The organism is Parabacteroides sp. 52, from assembly GCF_010500925.1.
GTDB lineage: Bacteria > Bacteroidota > Bacteroidia > Bacteroidales > Tannerellaceae > QVMG01.
Window position 1 is genome coordinate 15,937 of record NZ_QVMG01000017.1, and the last position, 26,101, is coordinate 42,037.

Annotated in this window: 18 protein-coding genes; 13 read left to right on the forward strand and 5 right to left on the reverse strand. The window is 43.0% G+C overall.

Annotation, left to right across the window (positions count from 1 at the left end):
- Positions 1-14 precede the first annotated feature (14 nt).
- Both D0T51_RS09810 and D0T51_RS09815 read right to left on the reverse strand, forming a co-directional pair.
- Complete coding sequence (locus D0T51_RS09810; protein WP_163728684.1) at positions 15-1,586, reverse strand: Rne/Rng family ribonuclease; 1,572 nt, start codon at positions 1,584-1,586, stop codon at positions 15-17.
- Positions 1,587-1,917: 331 nt separating this feature from the next.
- The gene (locus D0T51_RS09815) at positions 1,918-2,190 is read right to left on the reverse strand and encodes an HU family DNA-binding protein (RefSeq protein ID WP_163728687.1); all 273 of its coding nucleotides are present in this window, start codon (positions 2,188-2,190) and stop codon (positions 1,918-1,920) included.
- 164 nt (positions 2,191-2,354) lie between these two features.
- Here D0T51_RS09815 and mutY point away from each other — a divergent pair, with 164 nt between their 5' ends.
- From mutY to D0T51_RS09840, 5 genes are read left to right on the forward strand one after another with little or no spacing between them, the layout of a single operon-like run.
- Complete coding sequence (gene mutY, locus D0T51_RS09820) at positions 2,355-3,461, forward strand: A/G-specific adenine glycosylase (RefSeq protein ID WP_239056779.1); 1,107 nt, start codon at positions 2,355-2,357, stop codon at positions 3,459-3,461.
- Between the two features lie 44 nt (positions 3,462-3,505).
- Positions 3,506-3,988 carry a single-stranded DNA-binding protein gene (locus D0T51_RS09825; RefSeq protein ID WP_163728690.1) on the forward strand — a complete coding sequence of 161 codons (483 nt, stop codon included), beginning with the start codon at positions 3,506-3,508 and terminating at the stop codon, positions 3,986-3,988.
- A 25-nt stretch (positions 3,989-4,013) separates the two neighbouring features.
- The gene (gene gldE / locus D0T51_RS09830) at positions 4,014-5,351 is read left to right on the forward strand and encodes a gliding motility-associated protein GldE (protein WP_163728692.1); all 1,338 of its coding nucleotides are present in this window, start codon (positions 4,014-4,016) and stop codon (positions 5,349-5,351) included.
- A complete protein-coding gene (locus D0T51_RS09835; RefSeq protein WP_163728695.1) occupies positions 5,338-5,928 on the forward strand; it encodes a gliding motility protein GldD in 591 nt (196 codons plus the stop codon). The genes gldE and D0T51_RS09835 overlap by 14 nt, the downstream gene beginning before the upstream one ends.
- Positions 5,912-6,550: a 4'-phosphopantetheinyl transferase superfamily protein gene (locus D0T51_RS09840; protein ID WP_163728698.1), complete on the forward strand. Its 639-nt coding sequence runs from the start codon at positions 5,912-5,914 to the stop codon at positions 6,548-6,550. The genes D0T51_RS09835 and D0T51_RS09840 overlap by 17 nt, the downstream gene beginning before the upstream one ends.
- Before the next feature lie 225 nt (positions 6,551-6,775).
- On the opposite strand, the gene D0T51_RS09845 is transcribed toward D0T51_RS09840, so the two are convergent.
- Positions 6,776-7,123: a winged helix-turn-helix transcriptional regulator gene (locus tag D0T51_RS09845; RefSeq protein WP_373457017.1), complete on the reverse strand. Its 348-nt coding sequence runs from the start codon at positions 7,121-7,123 to the stop codon at positions 6,776-6,778.
- A 166-nt stretch (positions 7,124-7,289) separates the two neighbouring features.
- On the opposite strand from D0T51_RS09845, the gene D0T51_RS09850 reads away from it, so the two are divergent.
- Both D0T51_RS09850 and D0T51_RS09855 read left to right on the forward strand, forming a co-directional pair.
- Positions 7,290-7,715, forward strand: a complete 426-nt coding sequence (locus tag D0T51_RS09850) for a cupin domain-containing protein (protein ID WP_163728704.1) — start codon at positions 7,290-7,292, stop codon at positions 7,713-7,715.
- Between the two features lie 233 nt (positions 7,716-7,948).
- Positions 7,949-8,449 (forward strand): ClbS/DfsB family four-helix bundle protein, encoded by a 501-nt coding sequence (locus D0T51_RS09855; RefSeq protein ID WP_163728740.1) that lies wholly within the window; start codon positions 7,949-7,951, stop codon positions 8,447-8,449.
- A gap of 594 nt (positions 8,450-9,043) precedes the next feature.
- On the opposite strand, the gene D0T51_RS09860 is transcribed toward D0T51_RS09855, so the two are convergent.
- Complete coding sequence (locus D0T51_RS09860; protein WP_163728707.1) at positions 9,044-13,093, reverse strand: hybrid sensor histidine kinase/response regulator transcription factor; 4,050 nt, start codon at positions 13,091-13,093, stop codon at positions 9,044-9,046.
- A 277-nt stretch (positions 13,094-13,370) separates the two neighbouring features.
- Between D0T51_RS09860 and D0T51_RS09865 the strand changes: the two genes are divergently transcribed.
- The 6 genes from D0T51_RS09865 to D0T51_RS09890 all read left to right on the forward strand — a co-directional run bounded on the left by D0T51_RS09865 (position 13,371) and on the right by D0T51_RS09890 (position 25,710).
- On the forward strand, positions 13,371-16,424 hold the full coding sequence (locus tag D0T51_RS09865) for a TonB-dependent receptor (protein ID WP_239056783.1): 3,054 nt from the start codon (positions 13,371-13,373) through the stop codon (positions 16,422-16,424).
- A 24-nt stretch (positions 16,425-16,448) separates the two neighbouring features.
- Positions 16,449-18,014, forward strand: coding sequence for a RagB/SusD family nutrient uptake outer membrane protein (locus D0T51_RS09870; RefSeq protein ID WP_163728712.1), 1,566 nt, complete (start codon positions 16,449-16,451; stop codon positions 18,012-18,014).
- A 26-nt stretch (positions 18,015-18,040) separates the two neighbouring features.
- Positions 18,041-19,264 carry an esterase gene (locus tag D0T51_RS09875; RefSeq protein ID WP_163728716.1) on the forward strand — a complete coding sequence of 408 codons (1,224 nt, stop codon included), beginning with the start codon at positions 18,041-18,043 and terminating at the stop codon, positions 19,262-19,264.
- 80 nt (positions 19,265-19,344) lie between these two features.
- Positions 19,345-21,681, forward strand: coding sequence for a beta-glucosidase (locus D0T51_RS09880; RefSeq protein WP_163728719.1), 2,337 nt, complete (start codon positions 19,345-19,347; stop codon positions 21,679-21,681).
- Positions 21,678-24,176, forward strand: a complete 2,499-nt coding sequence (locus D0T51_RS09885; protein WP_163728721.1) for a glycoside hydrolase family 3 N-terminal domain-containing protein — start codon at positions 21,678-21,680, stop codon at positions 24,174-24,176. The genes D0T51_RS09880 and D0T51_RS09885 overlap by 4 nt, the downstream gene beginning before the upstream one ends.
- 499 nt (positions 24,177-24,675) lie before the next feature.
- Complete coding sequence (locus D0T51_RS09890; protein ID WP_163728725.1) at positions 24,676-25,710, forward strand: Fic family protein; 1,035 nt, start codon at positions 24,676-24,678, stop codon at positions 25,708-25,710.
- 78 nt (positions 25,711-25,788) lie between these two features.
- On the opposite strand, the gene D0T51_RS09895 is transcribed toward D0T51_RS09890, so the two are convergent.
- On the reverse strand, positions 25,789-26,088 hold the full coding sequence (locus tag D0T51_RS09895; RefSeq protein ID WP_239056785.1) for a helix-turn-helix domain-containing protein: 300 nt from the start codon (positions 26,086-26,088) through the stop codon (positions 25,789-25,791).
- Between the last annotated feature and the right edge of the window lie 13 nt (positions 26,089-26,101).

The following is a 26,101-nucleotide window of genomic DNA, read 5'->3' on the forward strand; positions in this document are numbered from 1 at the left end:
TCCCGGGGCTTTTTTTATTTAATTTCTTTTTCCTCTTTCATATCTAACTCATTCTTTTCAGGATCATAAAACCTGTATTCCAGAAAGGCGAGACTTTGATCAGGGATCACTTTCATACTGTGGGAATATCTAAATTTCCACTTCAAACTTAAAGGGACGAATCCCTTATTCACATACGCTGCAACATATGGATGCAAGTGTAAGGTGAATTTCTTCACATGATGTTTATTTACTAAACAATCTATTTTACCTTCCAGGTTATCGGTAAATAGAATAGATGGTTTGGAAGTGCCGCTTCCAAAACAGGTAGGACAGGATTCTGTCGTGTCTACGTCCATGGCCGGACGTACCCGCTGACGGGTGATTTGCATCAGACCAAATTTGCTTAAAGGCAAAATATTATGTTTGGCACGGTCGTTAGCCATCGCTTTTGACATATGCTCCACTAATTTTTGCCGGTTGGCTGCTTCTGCCATGTCAATGAAGTCGACAACAATGATGCCTCCTAAATCACGCAGGCGTAATTGGCGGGCTATTTCATCAGCTGCAGACGTATTTACATCGATGGCTGTCTTTTCTTGTGCATCACTTCCTTTGGAACGATTGCCACTGTTGACATCTATCACATGCATGGCCTCGGTATGTTCAATAATCAGGTAAGCACCACTTTTGTAAGTAACCGTACGTCCAAACAGCGATTTGATTTGTTTGGTAATCGCAAAATTGTCGAAAATAGGAAGCTCTCCTTTGTATAATTGGACGATATCCTCCCGGCCTGGGGCGATCAGACTGACATAATCACGTACATCCCGGTAGACATCCGGATCGTTTACGTGAATATGCTGAAAAGAAGGGTTGAAGATATCACGTAATAAGGCTACTGTACGTGCAGTCTCTTCGTAAACAACGGATGGGATTTTAGCCTTGGGTATCTTTACGATATTTTCTTCCCAGCGTTTGACTAATGTTTTGAGCTCATGATCGAGTTCGGCTACTCGTTTCCCTTCCGAAGAGGTGCGTACGATGACGCTGACATTCTTTGGCTTTATACTTTGGATCAATTGACGTAACCGGGCCCGTTCTTCGCTTGATTTGATTTTGGTTGATACGGATACCTTATCGGCAAAAGGTATCAGTACAATGTATCTTCCGGCAAAAGATAATTCGGAAGTTAACCTGGGTCCTTTGGTTGAAATAGGTTCTTTTGCAATTTGTACCAACACTTCCTGTCCCACTTTAAGTATATCACTGATACTTCCGTTCTTTTCGATCTCCGGCAAAATTTGTGTTTTGGCAAGAGAAGGAAACTTCTTCGTATCACTTAAAGCTTGTTTGATGAATTTTTGTTGGGTATTGAAATTAGGACCTAAATCCTGGTAGTGAAGAAATGCATCCTTTTTATAACCTACATCAATGAAAGCAGCGTTAAGCCCGGGCATCAGTTTTTTTACTTTACCGAGAAATATATCACCGACGGCAAAAGAAACATTGCGGGCTTCTTTTTGAAGTTCCACAAGGTTTTTGTCTTCCAATACGGCAATGGATACCTCTTTGGGCTGTACATCAACTACTAATTCACTAATCACTTATAATTTGGATTTTTTAGTAGTAAGAGCAGTGTTCAATCACTTTAATTGGGCAGTGTATAAGATGCTTTTGTATCCGTATGCTGCTGAATATATTTGATAGTTAAACTACTTTAACTACTATAGTTTATAATACGCAAAGAACAAACTTAAACGGTAAGCTTGTTAAGTTTGTTCTTTAGAGTTTATTCCGAAAAAATAGACTTATTTCTTCTTATGTCTATTCTTCTTTAGTCTCTTCTTGCGTTTGTGCGTGGACATCTTATGTCTCTTTCTTTTTTTTCCGCTTGGCATCGCTTTATTATTTTATTTAATTAAACTTGGTTCTTATTTATTTTACATCGTTGATGAAAGTCTTAGCAGGCTTGAATGATGGAATATTGTGTTCCGGAATGATGATCGTTGTATTTTTAGATATGTTACGAGCTGTTTTTTGTGCTCTTTTCTTCACGATGAAACTACCGAAACCTCTTAGGTATACATTTTCTCCTTGTGCTAAAGAGTCTTTCACTATATCCATGAAGGATTCTATGCTCGCCAATACCGTCGATTTGTCAATTCCGGTGCTCTTCGCGATTTCACTAACAATGTCTGCTTTAGTCATGTTTATAAAATATTAATTGAATTATATCTTTAATTTTTTGGAATGCAAATATATAGCTTTTTCTTTAAGGGAAAAAAGTTTGTCATGCATTTTTTAAGAAAAAAGATTCTTTGCGTTTGAATATATCTCCGTATGTTTGCATTAATCAAACAGTTAGGAACTTTATGGAGGTGGATTTGGACGTTATGTCCCTGGGAGAGGATAATTTAGCAATTAGCCGGATACTTGTCGATTGGTATCATATACATAAGAGGGAATTGCCTTGGCGAGAAACAGAGGACCCTTATATTATCTGGATTTCTGAAATTATATTACAACAAACCCGTGTGACACAAGGCATGGATTATTTTCTGCGTTTTGTGACACGTTTTCCTCAGGTCTCTGATCTGGCACAAGCCAGTGAGGATGAAGTGTTGAAATATTGGCAGGGATTGGGGTATTATAGTCGGGCGCGTAACCTGCATGCAGCGGCAAAAGAGATAATGAATCGATTCAATGGTGTTTTCCCCTGTACATATACAGATGTATTATCCTTGAAAGGAGTAGGGGAGTATACAGTGGCAGCTATTCTCTCTTTTGCCTGGAATCAACCGTATCCGGTAGTCGACGGCAATGTGTTCCGGGTTTTGTCCCGTCTTTTTGCCCTGGATATACCTATTGATACGACGAAAGGGAAAAAACAGTTTACCCATTTGGCCGGTTTGTTAATGAACCCATCTGAAGCAAGGTCCCATAATCAAGCTGTTATGGAGTTTGGCGCGTTACAATGTATACCCCAAAATCCGGATTGTTCCATTTGTCCGCTTATGACTCAATGTATGGCTTTCCAGAATGCAGAGGTGCAGTCTTATCCGGTGAAACAGCATAAGACAAAAACAAGGAATCGCTATTTCCATTATTTTCATATACTATATAAAGATCGAACCTGGTTGTATCGCCGGAAAGGCAAGGATATATGGACCGGTTTGTATGAATTCCCACTTATAGAGACTGCGCATAGAATGGATTTTTCCGATTTACAACAAACGGAGGAATTTCAGAAGCTGTTTGCTACTGCGGGGCGGTTGGTTGTTTCTATAGAACGGCCCAAAGAGAAACATGTCTTATCCCATCAGATTATATACGCTGTTTTTTACCGGATAGAGATAGAACAAATGAGTGAAGCTCTGCAAACATACCTTGAAATACCTTCTGAGGAAATTGAAAAATATGCCGTACCACGGCTCATCCATATTTATTTGGAGAAATCGGGGATAAACTTGGCAGAGTGATTGAATTTGTTTTTCTTTGTATACTTAACTAAAAACAATAGATTATGTCGTTGAATAAAGTCATTTTAATAGGTAATGTAGGGAAAGATCCGGATATTCGCTATTTTGACAACAATGCTGCTGTGGCTAATTTCCCTCTGGCAACATCAGAAAGAGGGTATACCTTGGCAAATGGAACAGTAGTTCCGGAACGGACCGAGTGGCATAACATTGTTACACGCCGCGACCTGGTTCCTTTTGTGGAAAAATGGGTGAAAAAAGGTTCCAGCGTCTATGTAGAAGGTAAAATCCGTACACGTAGTTATGATGACGCAACGGGTGCCAAACGTTATATTACGGAAATTTATGCCGATCGTATTGAGTTTTATAATACAGGTTCTCGTCCGGCAGAAGGAACAGCGGGAACGCAACAGACCGCACAGCAACCGATGGCACCTCAGGCTGCGAATCAACAGCCTCCGTCAACATCAATACAACAACCCAATACATTTACAGAATCGAACGAGGCAGATGACCTCCCCTTCTGATATTGTTTAACTAATACAAGATTCCTTGGACTCAGACTATTTTTCGAATTTATTTGATCAGATAACTTTCTCTGGACTGTCAGCAGGTTCTATTATCGCTTTTGGTGTGGCAGCATTATTATTATGTGTATCCGCCTTTGTATCTGCCTCTGAAGTAGCCTTCTTCTCTCTCTCTCCCGGTGATTTAAACACCATCCGTGAGGGTAAAACATCTTCGGATAAGACGATAGAACATTTGTTAGGCCGGTCGGAATATCTATTGGCTTCTATTCTTATTGCTAATAATTTCGTGAATGTATCTGTTGTTATGTTATGTACCTATGCGATTAATGCATGGATTGATTTCTCAGCAGTACCCGCTTTGGGTTTTGTATTGGAGACTATCATTTTAACCTTTCTGCTATTGCTTTTCGGCGAGATTATGCCAAAGATCTATGCCCAGCGTGATCCCTTACATTTTGTCTATCTTTCCGCATCCGTATTAAGTGGTATTGAACGTTTCTGCCGCCCCTTATCGAAGCTGTTAGTGGGATCTACTTTTTTTATCAACAAAACGAAAGGGAAAAAGAAATATGATTTTTCCGTAGATCAGTTATCCAAAGCCCTGGAACTGACATCGGCAGAGATACCGGAAGAAAAGGAGATGCTGGCCGAGATTATTAAATTCTATAATAAGACAGCTGATGAGATAATGACTTCCCGCTTGGATATGGACGATATCGATATCAAAATAAATTTCCGGGGAGTGATCGACTTTATTGTGCAATCTGGTTATTCTCGTATCCCTGTTTATGCAGATACAGAGGATAATATCAAAGGAATATTATATATTAAAGACCTACTTCCTTATATCGATAAACCGGATACCTTTCGTTGGCAAAGCCTGATTCGTCCGGCTTATTTTGTTCCGGAAACGAAAAAGATCGACGATCTGTTGGAAGAGTTCCGTACGAATAAAATCCATATGGCTATTGTTGTCGATGAGTTTGGCGGCACCTCCGGTATTGTGACAATGGAAGATATTCTCGAAGAAATAGTCGGAGAGATATCCGATGAATATGATGAAGATCAGAAACAATATATCAGCCTGGCTGATGGAAGTTATATCTTTGAAGCAAAGATACTGTTGACGGATTTCTTCCGGGTGATTGCTGCCGAAGAAAGTGATTTCGGCAAGTTGACGGAAGGAGTGGAAACCCTGGCCGGTCTTCTGTTGGAGATAAAAGGGGACTTCCCTTGTCGACGGGAGATCATAGAACAAGGTCGATATCGTTTCCAGATATTGGAAATGGATAACCGGCGTATCCAGAAAGTAAAGTTCAATTATATACCGGATGCAGAGCGCGCAAATGAAGAATCATAGTCGTATACTTCTTGGCATTCTTTTCCTGGCGATACTCTCCTCTTGTACGGAATACGTACCCAAACCAAGAGGATATGTGCGTATCGAGCCAGAGGCACCGGATTATCAACTCCTGTCCGATAAAAATTTACCTTTTCAGTTTCATATTTCTCAATGGGTGACAATCGAGTCTCCGGGAGTGCAAGAGGGCGACTGGATTCATCTGGCTTATCCGTCTTTGGGGGCGAAGGTCTACTGTACCTATTTGTCGATAACTCCGGAATCATTTGAAGAAATAGAACAGGAAAACCGCTCCTTGGTGGCGCGTCATGCCCGTTTGGAACCGATAAGAGAAAAAGAATATACAAATGCAGAGTACAAGGTATATGGCTCTCTTTTTCTTTTGGGGGGAGATTCTCCTTCTCCGATTCAGTTTATGTTGACAGACAGTGTCTCCCGTTTTTTTCGTGGTTCATTGTTCTTCGATGCCAAACCGAATGCTGATTCTTTGGCTCCTGCCATACATTATATTCAAGAAGATATAATCGAATTAATCCAATCCTTTCATTGGTCCGACTCCTATGCCTCTATTCCTTAAACATAATTCTCCCTTAAGAGGCCTCTGGCAAATCCGGGAAACAGCAGAAGAGATGCTGGATTTATTGGGTGCAGATTCTCTCTATATCCCTTTGCCGGAGAATATCCGAACGGAAAAACGTCAACAGGAATGGCTGGCAACGCGTCTGCTGTTGAAGGAACTGCTCGGAGAAGAAACAGCAATCGCCTATCATCCGAATGAAGCTCCTTATCTTCCTTCTCATCCTTTATATATCAGTATCTCACATACTAAAGGCTATGTAGCTCTGTTGCTGCAGGAACAACCTTTTGCCGGTATAGACATTGAATATCGTGGAGAGCGTATCCTGAAAATAAGAGAACGTTTCATGCATCCCGAAGAGGAAGCGGGTATCGATCCGGCTTATGAGGTGGAACATTTGCTTATCCATTGGTGCGCCAAAGAAGTATTGTTTAAGATGATTGGGCAGGAGGAAGTCGATTTTAAGAAACACCTACATGTCGTTCCATTTGCATACGCTTGCTCCGGCACGATAGATGTGTATGAAACACGTACCCCACAGGCAGCCCGGTTTCAATTAGCCTATCAGGTAACATCGGATTATGTATGGGTTTGGAGTTGTTGCAGAAATGAAAGCAGATAGTCACAATCAGAGACTACCCTTTTTCAAACCACAAAAAACAGGCGACAAAATAAAATTGCTGACAATTGTCGGCACAAGTGTCGATATATATCAGCACAAGTGTCGACATATATCAGCACAAGTGTCGACAATTATCGACACTTTTATTTAGAGGCAAAAAACGCTTCTACAGATTATCTCAATCCTTGCGGGTGAGTCTTTTTCTTCTCTTTTTTATCCTCGTTTTTACTGCTTTTCTCTGTTTGTCTTTATTTCTTCCATATTATCCTGTGCCCAATCTACTAAAGCTTTTATATGAGGGAAAAGGCTTTTGCCTAATAGGGTAAGCTCATATTCTACTCTGGGTGGAACTTCGGCATGGACCTCGCGTCGAATGATTCCATCCGCTTCCATCGAACGTAAAGTAACGGTCAACATGCGTTGCGAAATGTCGCCTATGGAACGTTGTATTTCGCTAAAGCGTAATTTGCCATTTACATGTAAACTGGTTAAAATGAGGATAGACCACTTATCGCCTAACCGGCCAATGACGTTTCGTACTGGGCAATATCCCAAAGACTCAAATTTTATTATTTTTTTTTCTTCCATAATGCCTTATTAACCAACAATCGTTACACCTATGTAAGTGGCTTACTGCGATGTGCCTTCTTGTTTTGTTTATCTAATCAATCTATTTTTGTATACAAAAGTAACATTGTTACGAATAGGAACAATTATTAATTATTAAAAACTTACAAGTATGGATCAAATTAAAAAACTAAGCGAAGACAAGAATTTTACGGCAGTTGATTTGGGCAAACTTTCTCTTTTGTCTGAAACCGCAAACGGAAAGGCTTTTCTGAAAGAAATGACCCAGGCAACGGGTACGGAGATTTCATTGAGTGTGCTACCGGCAAAGACGGAACTTCCCTTTTTTCATACGCATAAACAAAATGAAGAAACGTATATTATTTTGAGTGGATCGGGTAAGTTTCAAGTGGATGACCAGTATTGGGATATTGCAGAAGGAAGCGTAGTACGCGTCTCTCCCTCTGGAGTGCGTGGCATGACGAATACTTCGGACGAACAAATGGTCTATATTGTTGTTCAGTCCAAAGAAGGATCTCTGGAACAGTATTCCATGGAAGATGGGGTATTGCTTGAAGCGACTCCTCTTTGGAAATAAAAAAGGACTGCCCTCGTATTTTGGGTGAAGGTATGTTGCCCTTTTGAAAAAATAATACCAGCCGTTGAGTGACTCTACTCAACGGTTTCGTTTTTACCTTTGCTTTATCATTTTCTATATTCTCCTTCGCTAATATTTTTTCTGTTTTCATATTCTTCCGTATTTACAACACATATACTCTACGTCTGTATTAAATGTGTTATTTTTGTGATTCATACCAATAGAAATAAATGATGGCAAGACCAACCAATAAGCAAGATTTGATACTCGCGGCTAATAGCCAGTTTGAGAAACTGTGGAAACTGATTGATTCCATGCCGGAAGAGAAACGGCTGGATACATTTTCTTTTGAAGATAGGGACAGGAACCTGCGGGATGTATTGGTGCATCTCTATGAGTGGCATCGGTTATTATTGCATTGGGCGCGGGCAAACCGGAGCGGGAATGCGGTGAGCTTCCTACCCGATCCGTATAACTGGAAGACCTACCCGCAGATGAATGTGGAGTTCTGGAAGAAGCATCAAATAACTCCTTTGGATGAGGCTGTTGTGTTTTTGAAAGAAAGTCATGCCGATGTGATGGAACTGATTGATTCTTTTACAGACGAAGAGCTCTTCACCAAGAAATATTTCTCCTGGACTGGCACTACCCATCTGGGAAGTTATTGTGTCTCGGCCACTTCGAGCCATTATGACTGGGCGATGAAGAAGATTAAATTACATATAAAGAGTTAAGCCCCCTATTGATTTTCTTTGCAAAGTATGCGAAGAAAATTTATAATGCGGAGAAAAAGGAGTGTATTCGTCGCAATAATTGCGTAGAATAAAACTGTAAACTGTATATATATATCAGACTAAGGACTGGTCAAGTTTTACATGGGGCAATGGCAAATTTTTTGTCTTTCGACCAAGACTGTACAAAAATAAAAAGTCCTTCATATTCACTAAATATGAAGGACTTGTCTTACTGTTGGCGCCTCTTTTCTTAGGCTCCCAGCGGTATGGACGGAAGCCGTTAAGTACTGCAACCCATACCTCAATATCAACGTTTTATCTTTATTTTTGCTGCAAAGGTGAACACTTTAGGAGAATAAATATATCCCTGTTTGTCACCGCTTTGACCTCTCTTGGCCGCACATAATTTGCACTGCAAAGATGTGAATTTTATTTCATATTTTCAACTATCTCTATTTTTTGTATTACTTCCTTCTTGACTTGTTTCAAATGGATATCCATACAGGCCACAACGCTATCGGAAGAATGGTTGGTTGCGGTAAATCAGTAAAAGGACAATGTTGAAGCTGGATGACCACCTGTCTTACAGTTGTGTTATTTGTATCCATGATACTCACTCGGAGTTTCCCCAAACTGTTTTTTGAAACTTACTGAGAAGTGCGACAACGTACTGAATCCTGTCATATCCGCCACCTCCGAGATATTATACTTTCCTTCGGTCAGCAACTCTGCAGCGCGGTTCAGTTTATAGGTTTTAAAGAATATATTCGGATTTTCTCCTGTCAGCCCTTTTACTTTATAATAGAATTTGGTGCGCGATATCTTCAATACCTCTGTCATCCGGGTAATGTTCAGTTCGGGATTTGACAGTTCATTTTCCATCAGTTCGTACAACTCCGTCATGAACCTATTATCCTGTGCCGATAGTACATTATCCGCAATTTTCTCTGTCTTGGTTGCCTGACCAAGCAATTTCCGGGCTTTCTCACGATTGGATAACTGCGACTTGATCAGAGCCAACAGATAATTAGGGTCGAAAGGTTTGGTAACATACGCATCGGCACCGGTGTCGAGTCCTTCTACCTGGTCTTCCACGGTTACTTTTGCAGTAATCAATATAACCGGAATATGGCACAATTGAATATCCTCTTTTATCATCCGGCAGAGGTTGAATCCGCTCGCGCCGGGCATCACAACATCACTTAACACCAAATCGTGAGCTTCCTCTTTTAATGCTTTATAAGCGTTTTCAACATCAAAGCGACAGGTTACATTATATTGCTGGGAAAGCAATGATTTCAGATAATGTACCACTTCCGTATCATCATCAACCACTAAAAGAGAAGGGCGACTCTCGTCGTTCATTTTATCGGGCAGATGATAGTGTTCCTCTGTTTGAAGAGGGAACATTTCTTCCTGGTTTTTCAATTCGTGCTCTTTCTCTTCAGAAGTATAGGCGTTATCGCCAATAGGTAGTATATAAACGAATCGGGCTCCTTTTTCGCGTGGATTATGGGTCGCTTTGATGTAACCATGATGAAGCCCGGCTAACTGACGCGCATAGTACAATCCGATACCGGTTCCCCAATTATAGGTTCCCTGCGATTGATCGTTAAGCTGATAATAACGCTCGAAGATTTTTTCCAGTTTCTCCTCCGGGATTCCCGGACCGGAATCGGAAACGCTAACCTTGACATACTCCATATTCACATCTTCGGCTGTTAAGGGGAATAAGGCCGCTGCCTCATCACGTGAGATGACATCAAATGCCATTTCTATTTTCCCGTCAGCGGGAGTAAACTTAAGTGCGTTAGAGATAAGATTACTTGTTATTTTCTCCATCTTGTCGGTGTCTAACCAAGTCAGAAATGAATCTTCCAGCCCGTACGTTTTTAAGCTTATCCCTTTATCATTGGCATTAATAACAAACACTTCGACCAGCCGTTTCAATTTGGATATAATGTCTGTCCGCTTAACTTTCAGCTTCAATGTATCATTTTCCAGTTTGTTAAAGTCCATCAACTGGTTCACCAGTTTCAGCATTCGGTTGACACTTCGCTGAACGATATATAACAACTGTTTGGATTCTCCGGTAATGGCCTTGTTGTTACACAATTGGGTTACCGGCCCATTGATCATTGTAAGTGGGGTACGAAACTCGTGCGAGACATTGGCAAAGAAATTCATATTCATTGCATTAAGGCGCTTCTCCTGCTCTTTTTCCAGTTCGGCTTGCACGACACGAAGTTTATGCAATCGGTTCCGGTTGTACAACCGGAGAATAACCAAAGCAATCATCAACACCACCAGGCAATACAAGGTATAAGCCCACCAGGTAGCCCACGGTGCAGGTTTTATCTGGATGGGAATGGCATTCTCTGCTTCCACTATCGATTTATCGTTATTTGTAATGCGTACCTTGAACGTATATTTCCCTGCCGGAAGGTTTGAATAATAGGCCTCCCGGTTGTTGCGCGCATCTATCCAGAGCTTATCAAAACCTTCCATCATATAATGATAATGCACCCGCTCAAATTCCGAATAATCGAGGGCTGTAAACGAGATGGTAAAGCTATTCTGATCGTGTTGCAGCCGGATAAGCGGATTATAAGTGAGGCTTTTATCGATACAATTACTCTGAAACGGACGGATGAGTTGATTGTGTATTTTCAGGTCTTCGAATAATAACGGAATATCCCGTTTGAATGTAACATCAATCGGGTTGAAGAAGGTAAGCCCGTGTGTACCACCGAAAATAATCGTTCCATCCTCCAGCCGGCATGTAGTCCGTTCATTAAACTGATTGCCTCCAATGCCGTCGGCTTTAAAATAGTTGGTAAACTTGTTTATCGTACGGTCATATTTGCTTAAACCATATAAGGTACTTATCCATATATTACCCTGCATATCTTCCATTATGGCCGAAATATCAGTGCATGCGGCACCTTCTATATTTTCAATTTCTTTTGTCTCCGGACAATAGCGCAAAATGCCGTTCGTAATAGTACCCATCCATATATCCTTTTGCGAATCTTCATGGAAACAAGCCGGAATAAACATGGTGGAAGGTTTGAGGTTCGGATAGACGTCAATCTCTGAAACCTCCCATGTATCCGGGTTGATCAACCGCGGATTATACGGATAAGAACCGACCAGTATTTCTCCGGTAGAAAGTGGCATTAATGCATTGATGAAAGTAAACGATGGTGGATATAGTTTGATCTCTTCAAACTGTTCAGCCCCCCGACGCAATGCATAAATACCATTGCTGTAAGTTGCCACCCAGATTGTCCCATTACGATCTTGTACCATCTGCGAATTAACCATGGGTAGCCAATATGTTTTTTCTTCTACCAGCTTGTGTTTCTTATCGTCGTACCGACAACGGATGACCTTTGTATTTGCACTAAGCCAGATCTTATTTTCATCATCTACAAAAAGGGATCTCACCTGCGTGAGCAGGTATTTCTTTTCCGGGAAGAAATGCCCGGTATCTACCGGGCGAATAATATTCTGATCCATATCATACACAAATACACCATCGACAGAGGTGTTTATCCATAGTTGGTTATCCTGATCCATTTTCAATGAAACAACGGATAAGTTCTCCGTAAAAGTGCGCAGATAGTTATTGTTATTGAAACGTTCCTTATAATCATAGTAAATCACAAAGCCCTGATCGAACGAGCCAATCCACAGGTTCTTCTGCGAATCGGTAAATATGGAGGTCACTTTGAATTTGGGTGGATCAAAAGGAAAGCCCGCTTCGTCTTGATAGATCACTATGTCTTCAGCATAATTGTATAGGAAGAATCCATCTTGTGTATAGATAAGCAGCGAAGAGGAATTGTAAGGGTGAATGTATTCAATAACTACATCCGATGACAATTTAGGATGCCGGCGTATAGCTTCCGGTTTTTCCATAAACGCGCCTGAACGGGTGTCGAAAAGGAAAAACTTATTCGAAGATACAAGCCACAATTCTCCATTATCCCGCAAGAATGCGTATTGAACATATTGCTCGTTTGTGTCATAACTACCTTTCAGTTCCAGGGTCGTTGAATCGTAACAACGTATCAGGTAAGGATTAACCACCCAAAGATTGTTCTCTCCATCTATAAAACACTTTACAATAAAGGTATTGCTGTCGGCCTGTTCCGTGATACCTGTGCAGAATTTATCCTCTTCAGGAATATATATTGCCACTTCTACGGCTAAATTCAGGAACAAACGTCCTTCCTGATTTTCCAATATCTGATATATATACCGCCCGTTACCTTCATTGGGAATTCTTTTAAAATAATCCTGATCGGTATACCGGCAGATGCCATTGACCGTACCTATCCATAGTCTATTTTGGGAATCGCACAACATGGATCGCACCTGATTATCGGGAATAGTCAATGAATCGCTGCTATTAAAATACTGGTGATACTCCTGTGCATTATATTTATTAAGCCCACGAAACGTGCTGACCCAAATATGACCGAAGCTATCCTCTGCAAATCCGGTAATCTGTTGATTGGAAATGTCGCTTGTTATTGTAGAGTTGGTTTCGATGTTATAATCTCTATCTTCTACCTGTTCGCACGATACGAAAATAAGTAGAAAAAGAATAAACGGAAGGTGTTTGTAGTGTCCCATTAGTATTGTTTAAGTATAACACAAATGTACACATTAAAATCAGCTTTCCCCTGCATAATAGCCCTGAACAACTGTTTCAGAGCATCTTTTGAATAAATCCATAAACATTTGAACAAATAGAAAAACGATTTTGAACAATCCTATAAACCATTTGTACGCACCGAAAAATGGCTTCCTTCCTTTTGCTCTAATATTGCGATATCAATTATTGATGTGGTAAACACAAGTTTAACAATCTAATATTTAGCAAATGAAAAAAAGTTTGAAACACGTAACAATGAAAAGGTTTTTTATTTTAACTCTTTTCTTTGTTACAACGATGCCACTCCTGTTTGCTCAGGAAGTTATTAAGATTTCGGGTACGGTTCTCGATGAGAATAAAGAACCGCTGATTGGAGTAAGCGTACTCGAAAAAGGAACCTCTAACGGTACAATTACCAATATAGATGGTAATTATGCGCTGACCGTAAAGCAAGGATCAGTAGTTGTTTATTCCTACATTGGTTATGCAACACAGGAAAAAAACGCGGTTGCCGGAGTGGTCAACATTATACTGAAAGAAGATGCCCAAGCATTGGACGAAGTAGTGGTTGTAGGTTACGGCGTACAGAAAAAGAGTTCGGTCACGGGTGCCATCTCGCAGGTAAAACCGGAAGATATGGAAAACCGTACCATCAGTAATGCGCAGCAGGCGTTGCAGGGTAAAACCGCGGGGGTACAGGTTATACAGACATCGGCTGCTCCTGGTGCTTCGCCTACGGTACGGGTACGTGGATACTCTTCTAACGTATCATCCAATCCTCTTTATGTAGTAGACGGTATTCGCCTATCGGACATTAGCGGAATTGATCCGAATGATATCGCTTCGATGGAAGTATTAAAAGATGCCGCTTCGGCAGCTATCTATGGAGCAGAAGCCGGTAACGGTGTTGTACTTATCACCACCCGGAAGGGGAAAGCCGGACAGGGAAAGATCACATACGACTTCCAGTGGTCGTCGCAATCGCTGGCGCGTATCCCCAAAATGTTGGGCGCTGAAGAGTACATTAATTATATGGTAGAGTCAAATACCTTTACCGAAGATTTCCTGCGGAGCAACTGGAACGGTGTAACCAATACCACGTGGACGGATGTAGCTTTCGAAAATAGCCGGATGCAGAAGCACAACGTATCCTTTAGCAACGGAGGCGAGCAAGGGAATTACTATCTGTCGCTCAGCTACCTCGATAACAACGGTATTGTAAAGGGTGATGCCGATGTGTACAAACGCCTGACGGCTACCATCAACTCTGAATACAAGATTAAGCCCTGGCTCAAAGTGGGTACTACCAATCAAGTAGAGAAGTACAATACACGTAGCGTTTCCACAAACAGCGAATATGGTAGTTTATTGACATCGATCCTTCAGCTCGATCCGCTGACACCCGACACATACACCCGTGAAAATCTACCGACACATATGCTGAATGCCCTGAACAATGGCAAGCATCTATTGACGGATGAAAACGGTAATTATTATGCAGTTTCCAATTATTACTCGGGCGAGCAGTATCACCCGATGATTATGCGCGACAACAACATCGGCAAGAACAGCGGTTTCAACGTGAATGGTTCTATCTATGCCGATTTCAACCCGATCAAAGATTTTACGTTTACTTCGCGCCTGGGCTATCGTCTCTCCGGTACCCGCCAATCATCTACAGATTTGCCTTTCTACGGCAACTCGGTACAGAGCCGTGATTATGTAGGTTATAATGCCACCTCATCGACCACCATCTATTACCAATGGGAGAACTTTGCCAACTACGTGAAAACCTTCGGACAACATACCGTAACAGGAATGGCAGGTATGTCGTTTCAGGAATCGACCTACGACTATACATACGGTAGCCTGTCGGCCAATGGCGAGGATGCGTTAAAGAAGAACGATCCATTATTCTATTACCTCAACTTTGGTTCGGCCTCGGCGACCAAGGCTGTGAACGGTGAAAAGACACGCTCGGCCAAACTGTCGTACTTCGGGCGTATAGGTTACGAATTTGCAGGGCGCTACCTGTTGCAGGCTTCGCTGCGTGCCGATGCTGCCGACCTATCCCTGCTTCCTCCAACCAACCGTTGGGGATACTTCCCGGCTGTTTCGGCAGGGTGGACAGTGTCTGAAGAACAGTTCTTCGCTCCGTTGAAGAATCAGATAAGCAGTATGAAACTGCGCGCAAGCTGGGGTCAAAACGGTTCTCTGGCCGCATTAAGCGGATATCCGTACAGCACCGATATGGCGTTAAGCGGTATCTATCCCTTTGTTTTGGGCAATACATATATAACCAGCGCCGCTCCGTCGACGATGGGTAATGACAAACTGAAATGGGAAACATCCGAGCAGATTAACGTGGGTATCGACCTGCGTATGCTCAGAGACCGCTTCACATTGAGTTTGGATTACTTCGACAAAAAGACTAAGGATTTGTTGGTGTCGGGAACTACTCCCTCATTGATTATCGGTGGAACTACCTCGCCCATGAATGCCGGTGACGTTAGCAATAAAGGTTTTGAGATTGAACTGGGCTGGCGCGACCAGATCGGTGATTTCAGTTACGGTATCCGTGCCAATCTGGCCACACTCAAGAACAAGGTTACCTATATAGACCCGTCTATCACCCGCTTGTCGGGAGTAAACTTCCACACAAGCACCATTACTTATTTCGAAAAAGGTCAACCGGTGTACTACTTCCGCGGCTATAAATTTAAAGGGGTAGATCCTGAAACCGGCGATCCTACTTTCCACGACCTGGACGAAAGTGGCACGCTGAACGATGGCGATCTGGATTATATCGGTGATGCTATCCCCGATTTCACTTACGGTATCACATTGTCGGCTGCCTGGAAGGGGTTAGACCTCACAGTATTCGGTACGGGTTCACAGGGAAACGACATTTTCAATTGCATCAACCGCCCGGACTTTGCAGCATCCAATAAACTGAAAGAGATATTCTACGACAACCGCTGGACGACAGATAATAAATCGGGAACAGTACCACGCGCCGGAGCAGCCAACATGGACAAGTACCAAACGTCTGACGCCTTAGTGTATGATGGCTCATTCTTCAAAATCAAGCAGATACAGCTTGGCTACACCCTACCCAAAAGCTGGACGAGAAAATTTTTCGTGAACAACCTGCGCCTCTATGGTTCGCTCGACGATTTCTTCACCTTCACCAAGTACCCCGGCTTCGATCCGGAAGCGGCGGCTAACTCAACCTCAGGGATGGGGATAGACAAAGGATCTTATCCTTCGTCCAAGAAAGTGGTATTTGGACTTAATATTGTATTTTAATTAACTACGAAATAGATACGAACGATGAAAACAAAATATATCTATATCCTATTACTGGGCTTGCTGCCGATACTGAATACCGGTTGCGAAGACCGTCTCAACATTGATAAACACGGTAACCTGGGTGGCCAGGAAGATTTTTACAAAACAGACGCGGATGCCATACAGGCACTGGCTTCATTATACTCGAGTTGGGGCGGCAACTACTACAACTGGTACATGACAAAGAATCTATTGGCCGACGATATATGGTGCGGTGGCGGTTCACGTGGCGATAATGCCAGTATGGAACAACTCAACGAGTACACTTATGACACCGATCACAGCATGGTTCAAGATATGTACTCGGGCATGTACAGTATCATTTATAATGCAAACCTGATTATCGACTTGTTGACACCCGACAGTGATATAAAGAAACGTGCCGTAGCTGAGGCTAAGTTCTTCCGCGCCTGGGCAAACTTCGAACTGGTGACGCTCTTCGGGACCGCGCCGGTAGTCGATCACCTGTTGCAACCTGGCGAGTACCGCCAAGGTAACAGTACACCCGAAGCCTTATGGAGCATCATCGAAAGCGACCTAAACGATGCCATCGATTCGGGTGCGTTGCCATCTAAAGCTGATGCGAACGACAGCGAAACAACAATCCGCGTCACCCGTGAAGTAGCTCAGGCCATGCTCGGAAAGGCCTACCTGTTTCAGAACAAGTATGCTGATGCGGCCTCAATACTCGACAAGGTTATCGAATCGGGCAAATACAGACTATATGAAGGCGATTACGATATGTTGCTTCACGTAACCGCCAACGGCAGCAGCGAATCGATGCTCGAAGTGCAGAAGCGCAACGACTCGGAACAGGCATGGACTCAAATGACAATGACCTTCATCATGACGGGTTGGCGTTCCGACAAACTGAACGTTAACGGGGATGCCATGTCGTACATTGCCACCGGCACTTATGGGTTCATGAACCCACGCAAAAGCCTGTATGACGCCTTTGTCGCTGCAGAAGGAGCCGACGGTTACCGCCTCAACAATACCCTGCGCAGCTATTCGCAGATGGAGGCCATCGGAATCACCGTACAGCCGGGCGCCAGCATAATAGGTCACGAAGGGTATTTTATGTGGAAGAACCGGGCATTACGGGAAGACTGCATTTACGATGCTTCATATTTCCAGGCGCTCCAGTATATCAATCTGCGCGTCATGCGCTACGCCGAAGTATTACTGTTGGCCGCTGAAGCTCATGTCATGGGGGGAAACAAAGATAAAGCGCTCAACTACATCAACCAGACACGCACTCGCGCTCGTCTCACTCCTCTGACATCCGTGACGTTAGACGATGTAAAAATCGAAAAGCGCCTCGAACTTTGCCTGGAAAGTGTTCGCTATCAGGACCTCGTTCGCTGGGGCGACGCGGAAATAGCAATGGCAGAGCAGGGTAAACAAATACCCGCCTTCTCACTCAATGGAGCCGAATTCCTGTTTAACAACTCTACTTACGGCTTTAAGGCAAAACACAAGCTGTTGCCTATTCCGCGCAAGGAGTTGGACCTGAATCCGAATATGAAACAGAATGATAATTGGTAATCACTATTATAATTAAAAAAGAAACAATGAAAAAGTTATTTATCTTATCCGCGCTACTTATGGTGTGCTTTGCATCCTTCGCGCAACAAGCTCTTTGGGGAGGTTCACAAATTATCTCTCCCGAAATCCACGAGAACAACACGGTAACCTTCCGCCTGCGCGCTCCTAAGGCCGTCAAGGTTGAAGTAACCGGAGACTTCCTCCCCACTCAAAAGATGGACACACCCTATGGTAAGTTCGACGTTCCCGGAGTAGCGGAGTTAAAAGAAAACAAAGAGGGTATATGGGAATTCACTACTCCCGAACCACTGGCATCCGAACTGTACAGTTACACCTTCAGAGTCGATGGCTTGCAGATGAACGACCCCAGCAACATCATGATGAAACGCGACGTGGCCTCGATAACCAACCTTTTCATTATTAAAGGTGGTTTGGGCGACCTGTACAGTGTCAACGAAGTTCCCCACGGAACGGTTGCTCGCCGCTGGTACAACAGCCCTACATTGAAAGAAGAACGCCGCATAACCATCTATACCCCGCCCGGGTACGAAAACGACAAGCAGAGCTACCCGGTGTTCTATCTGCTTCACGGTTCAGGGGGCGACGAAGAAGCTTGGATTGCTTTGGGACGTACGGCTCAGATCATGGATAACCTGATTGCTCAGGGAAAAGCCAAACCGATGATCGTAGTGATGACCAACGGCCATACACAGAATAACGCTTCACCCGAAGAAACAAACCGCGCATACACTCCCGCTATGGGTGGTGGACCAAGAGAAGCCGTTGCCAGTATGGAAGATAGCTTCGGCGATGTGATGAAGTTCATTGAAAACAACTACCGTGTGAAGAAAGGCAAAGCGAATCGTGCTGTAGCCGGTCTGTCTATGGGTGGTATGCACTCTGCTACCATCTCGGCTCAGTATCCTAATACGTTCGATTACGTTGGTGTCTTCTCTGCTCCTCCCATTGCGACTATGATGGGTATGGGTAACCCCAACGCTAACGCCACCGAGATGCAGAAAGTACAAGATGAGTTCATCAAACAGCTGGAAGCTCAGAAGAAGAACGGCTTCAAACTATACTGGATCGCTTGTGGCAACACAGACTTCCTGTACAAAGGCGTGACAGAAAGTATGAAGAAGATGGATGAAATAGGTTTCAAATATACCTGGCGCGAAAGCGGCGGCGGGCACACATGGGATAACTGGCGTATTTATCTGACAGAGTTTGCGCCGATGTTGTTTAAATAATCAGTTATTATTATTCCGAAACGCAGATTATTATTTTACATAAAAATCTGCGTTTCATATATAAACACTTTGGAAACTTTATGAAGAATATAATCATTCTCACAAGCCTAACCGCTGCCATGCTTCTTGCATCATGCGCAAAGAGAGTTCCCCAACTCGGGAAAGCCCCCGTCGATAAAGTTATTGCAGCCATGACGCTCGACGAAAAAGTAAAATTATTAATTGGCACAGGCATGGGCGGACTAACGGGCGATAGCGCGGTAGTAGGCGAAACTAAATTGCTGGTGCCCGGAGCCGCCGGAACCACCTACCCCATACCCCGCTTGGGTATTCCGGCAATCGTATTGGCCGACGGCCCTGCCGGATTAAGAATCTCGCCCATCCGCGAGAATGACCCGGATACTTACTACTGTACTGCCTTTCCCATAGGCACCTTGCTTGCCTCGACCTGGAACACCGAACTGGTGGAACAGGTAGGTCAGGCCATGGGAAACGAAGTACTGGAGTATGGTGTCGATGTATTACTAGCCCCTGCTCTGAATATACATCGTCACCCGCTTTGCGGACGCAACTTCGAATATTATTCTGAGGATCCTATCCTTTCCGGTAAAGTTGCAGCCGCTATGACTTGTGGCGTACAAAGCAACGGAGTGGGTGTTTCGCTAAAGCATTTCGCTGCGAATAACCAGGAAACCAACCGCATGAATAACGATAGCCGTGTCACTCCACGTGCTTTACGCGAGATTTACCTCAAAGGCTTTGAAATTGCCGTTAAGGAGTCCGATCCATGGACTATTATGTCCTCCTACAATCTCATCAATGGAGTATATGCTTCCGAAAGCCGCGATTTGCAAACCACCATACTACGTAATGAATGGGGGTTCAAAGGCACCGTAATGACCGATTGGTTCGGTGGGAAAAACGCTCCGGCACAGATGCATGCGGGCAATGACCTATTGATGCCCGGATCCCCCAAACAATTCTCAAGCATTGTTGAAGCCGTACAAAACGGCACACTAGCCGAGGCTGATATCAACACAAACGTAAAGCGTATTCTTGAACTCATCTTAAAGTCGCCCCGTTTCAAAGGGTACAAATATTCCAATACACCTGACCTCAATGCACATGCAGGAGTCACACGGCAATCGGCCGGCGAAGGCATGGTGTTGTTGAAAAACGAAAAAGAAGCACTTCCGCTTCCGACTTCCGTGAAGAATGTGGCGGCTTATGGCATCACCTCCTATGATTTTATTGCAGGCGGTACAGGCAGTGGCGATGTCAACGAGGCTTATACTGTTTCGCTGGTCCAAGGACTCGAAAATGCCGGATACACACTCGATGTAGCCCTCAAAACCCAATATGAAGAGTATATAGAAAAAGAGAATGCGAAAAATGCCCCTGATCCGAATAATAAATACGCAGCATTTATGCCTAAAGTCCGCCCCGGTGAGTTTGTTCCGGCAGCCAGCGAACTAAATAAACAGGCGAAGAGCGCAGATGTAGCTTTGATTACCATCGGAAGAACATCGGGCGAGTTTATTGATCGTAAACCGGCTGGCGATTTTGAGCTAACGAACGAAGAACAAGAATTGATTGCAAACGTATCGAAAGCGTTCCAATCATTAGGAAAGAAAGCGATCGTAATTCTTAACATCGGTGGCGTAATCGAAACCGCTTCATGGAAAAACAGACCTGATGCCATCTTGCTCGCATGGCAGGGCGGTCAGGAAGGTGGTAACACAGTAGCCGATATTTTGAATGGAAAGGTTAATCCTTCCGGCAAATTAACAATGACTTTTCCTGTGAAGCTTATGGATGCCGCATCTTCGACAAACTTCCCTATTGATCCTCCTAAATCAAATGCAGGGATGGCTCATATCATGGGTGGTGATACTGAAAAGAAAGCGGAACCGGTACGCAACATTGATTATACCATCTACGAAGAAGATATTTATGTGGGTTATCGTTACTTCGATACCTATAAGAAAGAGGTGTCTTACCCATTCGGTTATGGGCTGTCTTATACCACATTTGAATACAACAATGCGCAAGTGAAAAACGCTGACGGAGTATTTACCGTTACCGTAGATGTGAAGAACACAGGCGAAATCAGCGGAAAAGAAGTTGTTCAGCTTTATGTCTCGGCTCCGACTAGTATTTTAGGTAAACCTATGCAGGAGTTGAAGGCTTTTGCCAAAACAAAGGAATTGGAACCCGGCTCAAGCCAGACTATAACCCTGACTGTTTCCGCTGCCGATCTGGCTTCCTATGATGAAAGTAAAAGTGCATGGGTAACAGACAGAGGTACGTATAAATTGCTGGTTGCCGCTTCTTCCAGAAACATAAAAGCGACACTGGATGCCGTAATAGCTGAAGCGAAGGATGTGAAAACAAATGATGTATTGAAACTAAAATGAATAGAATGAAAAAGTATCTATTATCCCTTGTTAGTGTCGCCTTGATGACAAACATTTGCGCACAACAAACGAATGTTCCTCCTGCCATTCCGCAGGATAAAATGATGGAACAGAAAATCGAATCGCTGCTCAGGAAAATGACACTTGATGAGAAGATCGGGCAGATGACCGAATTGGCTATCGATGCCATCACTCTGCGTACCAATCCTTTCGCAGGAATCGATATGCAGAACTTCAAGGTGGACGACCTGAAAGCTCTCCTTGCCAAATACGGCTTGGAAGATCAGTTTGAACTTACGGATGAAATGCCCGGACAAGACACATTTATGGGCATCTATATGGCTATTCAGGGCATAGAAAGTAAAAAAGGCTTTCAGATTGATGAGGCATTGCTCGACTCGGTCATTGGCAAATACAAGGTAGGCTCTATTCTCAATGTGCCTGCCGGTATCGCACAGACTCCCCAGGAGTGGGAACGTATCATTAAGATCATCCAGGATAAATCGATGAAAGAGATTGGAATACCTTGTATTTATGGGGTAGACCAAATCCATGGGACCACCTATACGATGGGAGGAACCCTTTTCCCGCAAGGAGTCAATATGGCGGCTTCGTTCAACCGTTCCCTGGTACGCGAAGGAGCCCGTATCTCGGCTTATGAAACAAAGGCGGGAAGTCTCCCCTGGACATACGCACCTGTGGTCGACCTTGGCCGTGATCCGCGCTGGCCTCGTCAGTGGGAAGGGTATGGCGAAGATACCTATGTGAATACGGTTATGGGACGTGAAGCTGTGTTAGGCTTTCAGGGAGAAGATCCGAATCATATCGGTCCGCATAGCGTGGCCGTCAGCATGAAGCATTACATGGGGTATGGCGTTCCTGTATCTGGCAAAGACCGTACGCCTTCTTCTATTTCCGTTCAGGATATGCGGGAGAAACATTTTGCTCCGCATCTTGAAGCCATCCGGGCAGGGGCACTTACCGTAATGGTTAATTCGGCAACGAACAATGGGCTTCCTTTCCATGCGAACTACGAATTGCTTACCGAATGGTTAAAACAAGATCTGAACTGGGATGGACTGATTGTCACCGACTGGGCGGATATCAATAATCTTTACACGCGTGATAAAGTAGCTTCAAGCAAAAAAGAAGCGATCAAGATGGCCATCAACGCGGGGATTGATATGTCAATGGTTCCCTACGAATGGACTTTCTGCACGTTATTGAAAGAGTTAGTTGAAGAAGGGGAAGTAAAGATGAGCCGTATCGACGATGCCGTACGCCGTGTATTACGTTTGAAATACCGCTTAGGACTATTTGATACGCCGGCATATAATCATGCCGACTTCCCTTTATTCGGAAGCGATGAACACGCGAAGGTTGCTCTGAGTGCTGCTGAAGAAGGAATTGTATTGTTGAAAAACACAAACAATATCCTGCCATTGCCACAAGGAAAGAAATTCTTGCTTACGGGACCAAATGCCAACTCCATGCGTACGCTCAACGGAGGATGGTCGTACTCCTGGCAGGGCGACAAAGCAGACGAATGTGCGGCAGACCAGAATACGATCCTTGAAGCTTTCCGGAATAAATTTGGAGCAAACAACATTGTTCACGAAGCAGGGGTTACCTATAAACAAGGGGGTAGCTGGTGGGAAGAAAACGATCCTCAAATCGAAAAGGCTGTCGCGGCGGCAAAAGGAGTTGATTATATTATCGCCTGTATCGGAGAAAATTCCTATTGCGAAACGGTGGGAAATCTGAATAATCTGATCCTTTCGGCTAACCAACTGAACCTGGTCAAAGCCTTGGCCACTACCGGAAAGCCTATTGTGCTGATTCTCAATCAGGGCCGTCCACGTATCATCAATGAGATCGAACCCTTAGCGAAAGCAGTAGTCAACATCATGCTTCCGGGAAACTATGGCGGGGATGCCTTAGCCAACCTACTTGCCGGAGATACTAACTTCAGCGGTAAAATGCCTTTTACCTATCCGAAGGAAATCAATTCGCTTGTAACTTACGACCACAAACCAAGTGAGCATATTGGCAGGCAGATGGAAGGTGCTTACAATTATGACGCGGTTGTAAACGTGCAATGGGCATTCGGTTATGGCTTGAGCTATACTACTTTTGCTTACAGCAACTTAAAGGTAGATAAAACAAGTTTTACCGCTGACGAAGAATTGACCTTTACGGTTGATGTAAAAAACACCGGTAACCGCATCGGCAAGGAGAGTGTTTTATTATTCTGTAGTGACCTTGTTGCTTCTCTAACCCCCGATGTTCGTCGTCTCCGTGCTTTTGAAAAGGTGGAATTGAAACCAAACGAAACAAAAACCATTACACTAAAAGTGAAAGGCTCCGATCTCGCTTTTGTCGGTTACGATGGTAAATGGATTTTAGAAGAAGGTGATTTCCGCTTTCAAATAGGCAACCAAATTATAAATGCGGCCTGTAGAACTACAAAAAAGTGGGAAACACCCAATAAATAAAAGATTCAAAAAAACGGTTGTTGCTGTTTGTTACTAAACAGCAACATCTGAATAGACTATTACCTTTTACTTCAATTGCAAGAAAAATATTTTTAACTCTTTCGGCATTTATGTTGTTTCGTGATCTGTGACCCGATCTGAGAGCAGCTTAGAAAATAAAAAGCCTTGATAACTTATTTGTTATCAAGGCTTCTATTTTTTGCGGAACGGACGGGACTCATTAAGTACTACAATCCATACCTCAATATCAACGTTTTATCTTTATTTTTGCTGCAAGGTGAACACTTTAGGAATACAAATATAGTCCTGTTTGTCACCGCTTTGGCCTCTCTTGACCGCACATAATTTACATTTACAAATGTAGATATTCTTTTTGTTTTTACAAAGCATTTATGCGAAAATCGGCTCATATTTTATTTATTTCACATAAATATCGGCTCAGAGCGAGCTGATATTTGATTATAAATGTATATCTTTGAGCCGATAAAAATATCAAATCATGACTCTTGAAGTAGAAATATTACAGTATCTGCATTTTAACCCGTTATCATCCAGAACGGAATTGATGACTGGAATTCAGACAACAGCAAGTGCCGCAACCATAAAGCGCATATTAGCAAATTCAGTTGAAAAGAAGGATATCGAAGTTTCCGGTCGAGGTCCATCAACCCGGTATAAGCTATCATCACAGGCTCACGTAACAATGCCTCTGGATTTAGATACTTACTTCCTAAAAGAGATTGATGAACGTCAAATCCAAACAGGATATAATTTTGATTTAATCCGTGACATTCTTCCCAAAGTCAATCTATTTACTCCTGAAGAGAACGACTTCTTACTTTCTCTGCAGGAGACATTTAGGCAAAATATTTCTGATATGACTTCTACCGAATATCGCAAGGAAATGGAACGATTGGGAGTTGATTTAAGTTGGAAGTCTTCTCAAATAGAAGGAAACACGTACTCTCTGCTGGAAACCGAACGCTTACTTAACGAGAAGCAAACAGCCAGCGGAAAAACGAAAGAGGAAGCAATAATGTTGCTTAATCATAAAGATGCTTTTGACTTCATCTTGGACAATCCGGATTATTTAATGCTTTTATCCGTAAAAAAAATAGAAGACATACACAGTCTTCTTATCAAGGAGTTGGGAGTTGAACGAAACATTCGCCATCGTCGTGTAGGCATAACTGGAACCAACTATCGTCCTTTAGATAATGAGTTTCAAATACGAGAAGCACTCGCTGATACTTGTGATCTAATCAATAGTAAAGAGAATATTTTTGAGAAAGCTCTATTGACACTGGTTTTGCTTTCATATATACAAGCATTTGCTGATGGAAATAAACGGACTGCTCGTATCACCAGTAATGCTATTCTTGTAGCAAACAACTACTGCCCTATATCTTTTCGTTCGGTAGATTCGGTAGACTACAAAAAGGCGATGTTGCTTTTCTATGAACAGAATAATATCTCTGCCTTCAAAAAAGTATTCATTGAACAATTTGAATTTGCGGTGAAAACATATTTTTAACTCTTTGCGAGAATAGGTTAGATTAATCTGTAACAGATGCAAAAACAAAGAGGGCAATTGAAATGACGGAAATGTAGCTCAAGGTTTATTCTTCCGCCGAACCTCGTTATACTGCTTGTGTTGCTTTATTAAATCATCAAGACAATCACTTCCCGATTTAATCAAACGGTTTTCTAACAAACGCTTGATTTCTTTGATCTGATAGTAACTTTTCCCTGATATTATAGAATAGGATACTTGTCCGTTGGAACGTAGCCGCTGGAGTGTGCGTTCACTTATTCTAAGGAAAGTACAAACTTCATAACCATCAACCCATGTTTCATCAATATCTTCTTTGGTGGAAAATCCTCTCCTCGTTGACCCCTGTTCGCCAATCAAAACTGATCCTCTC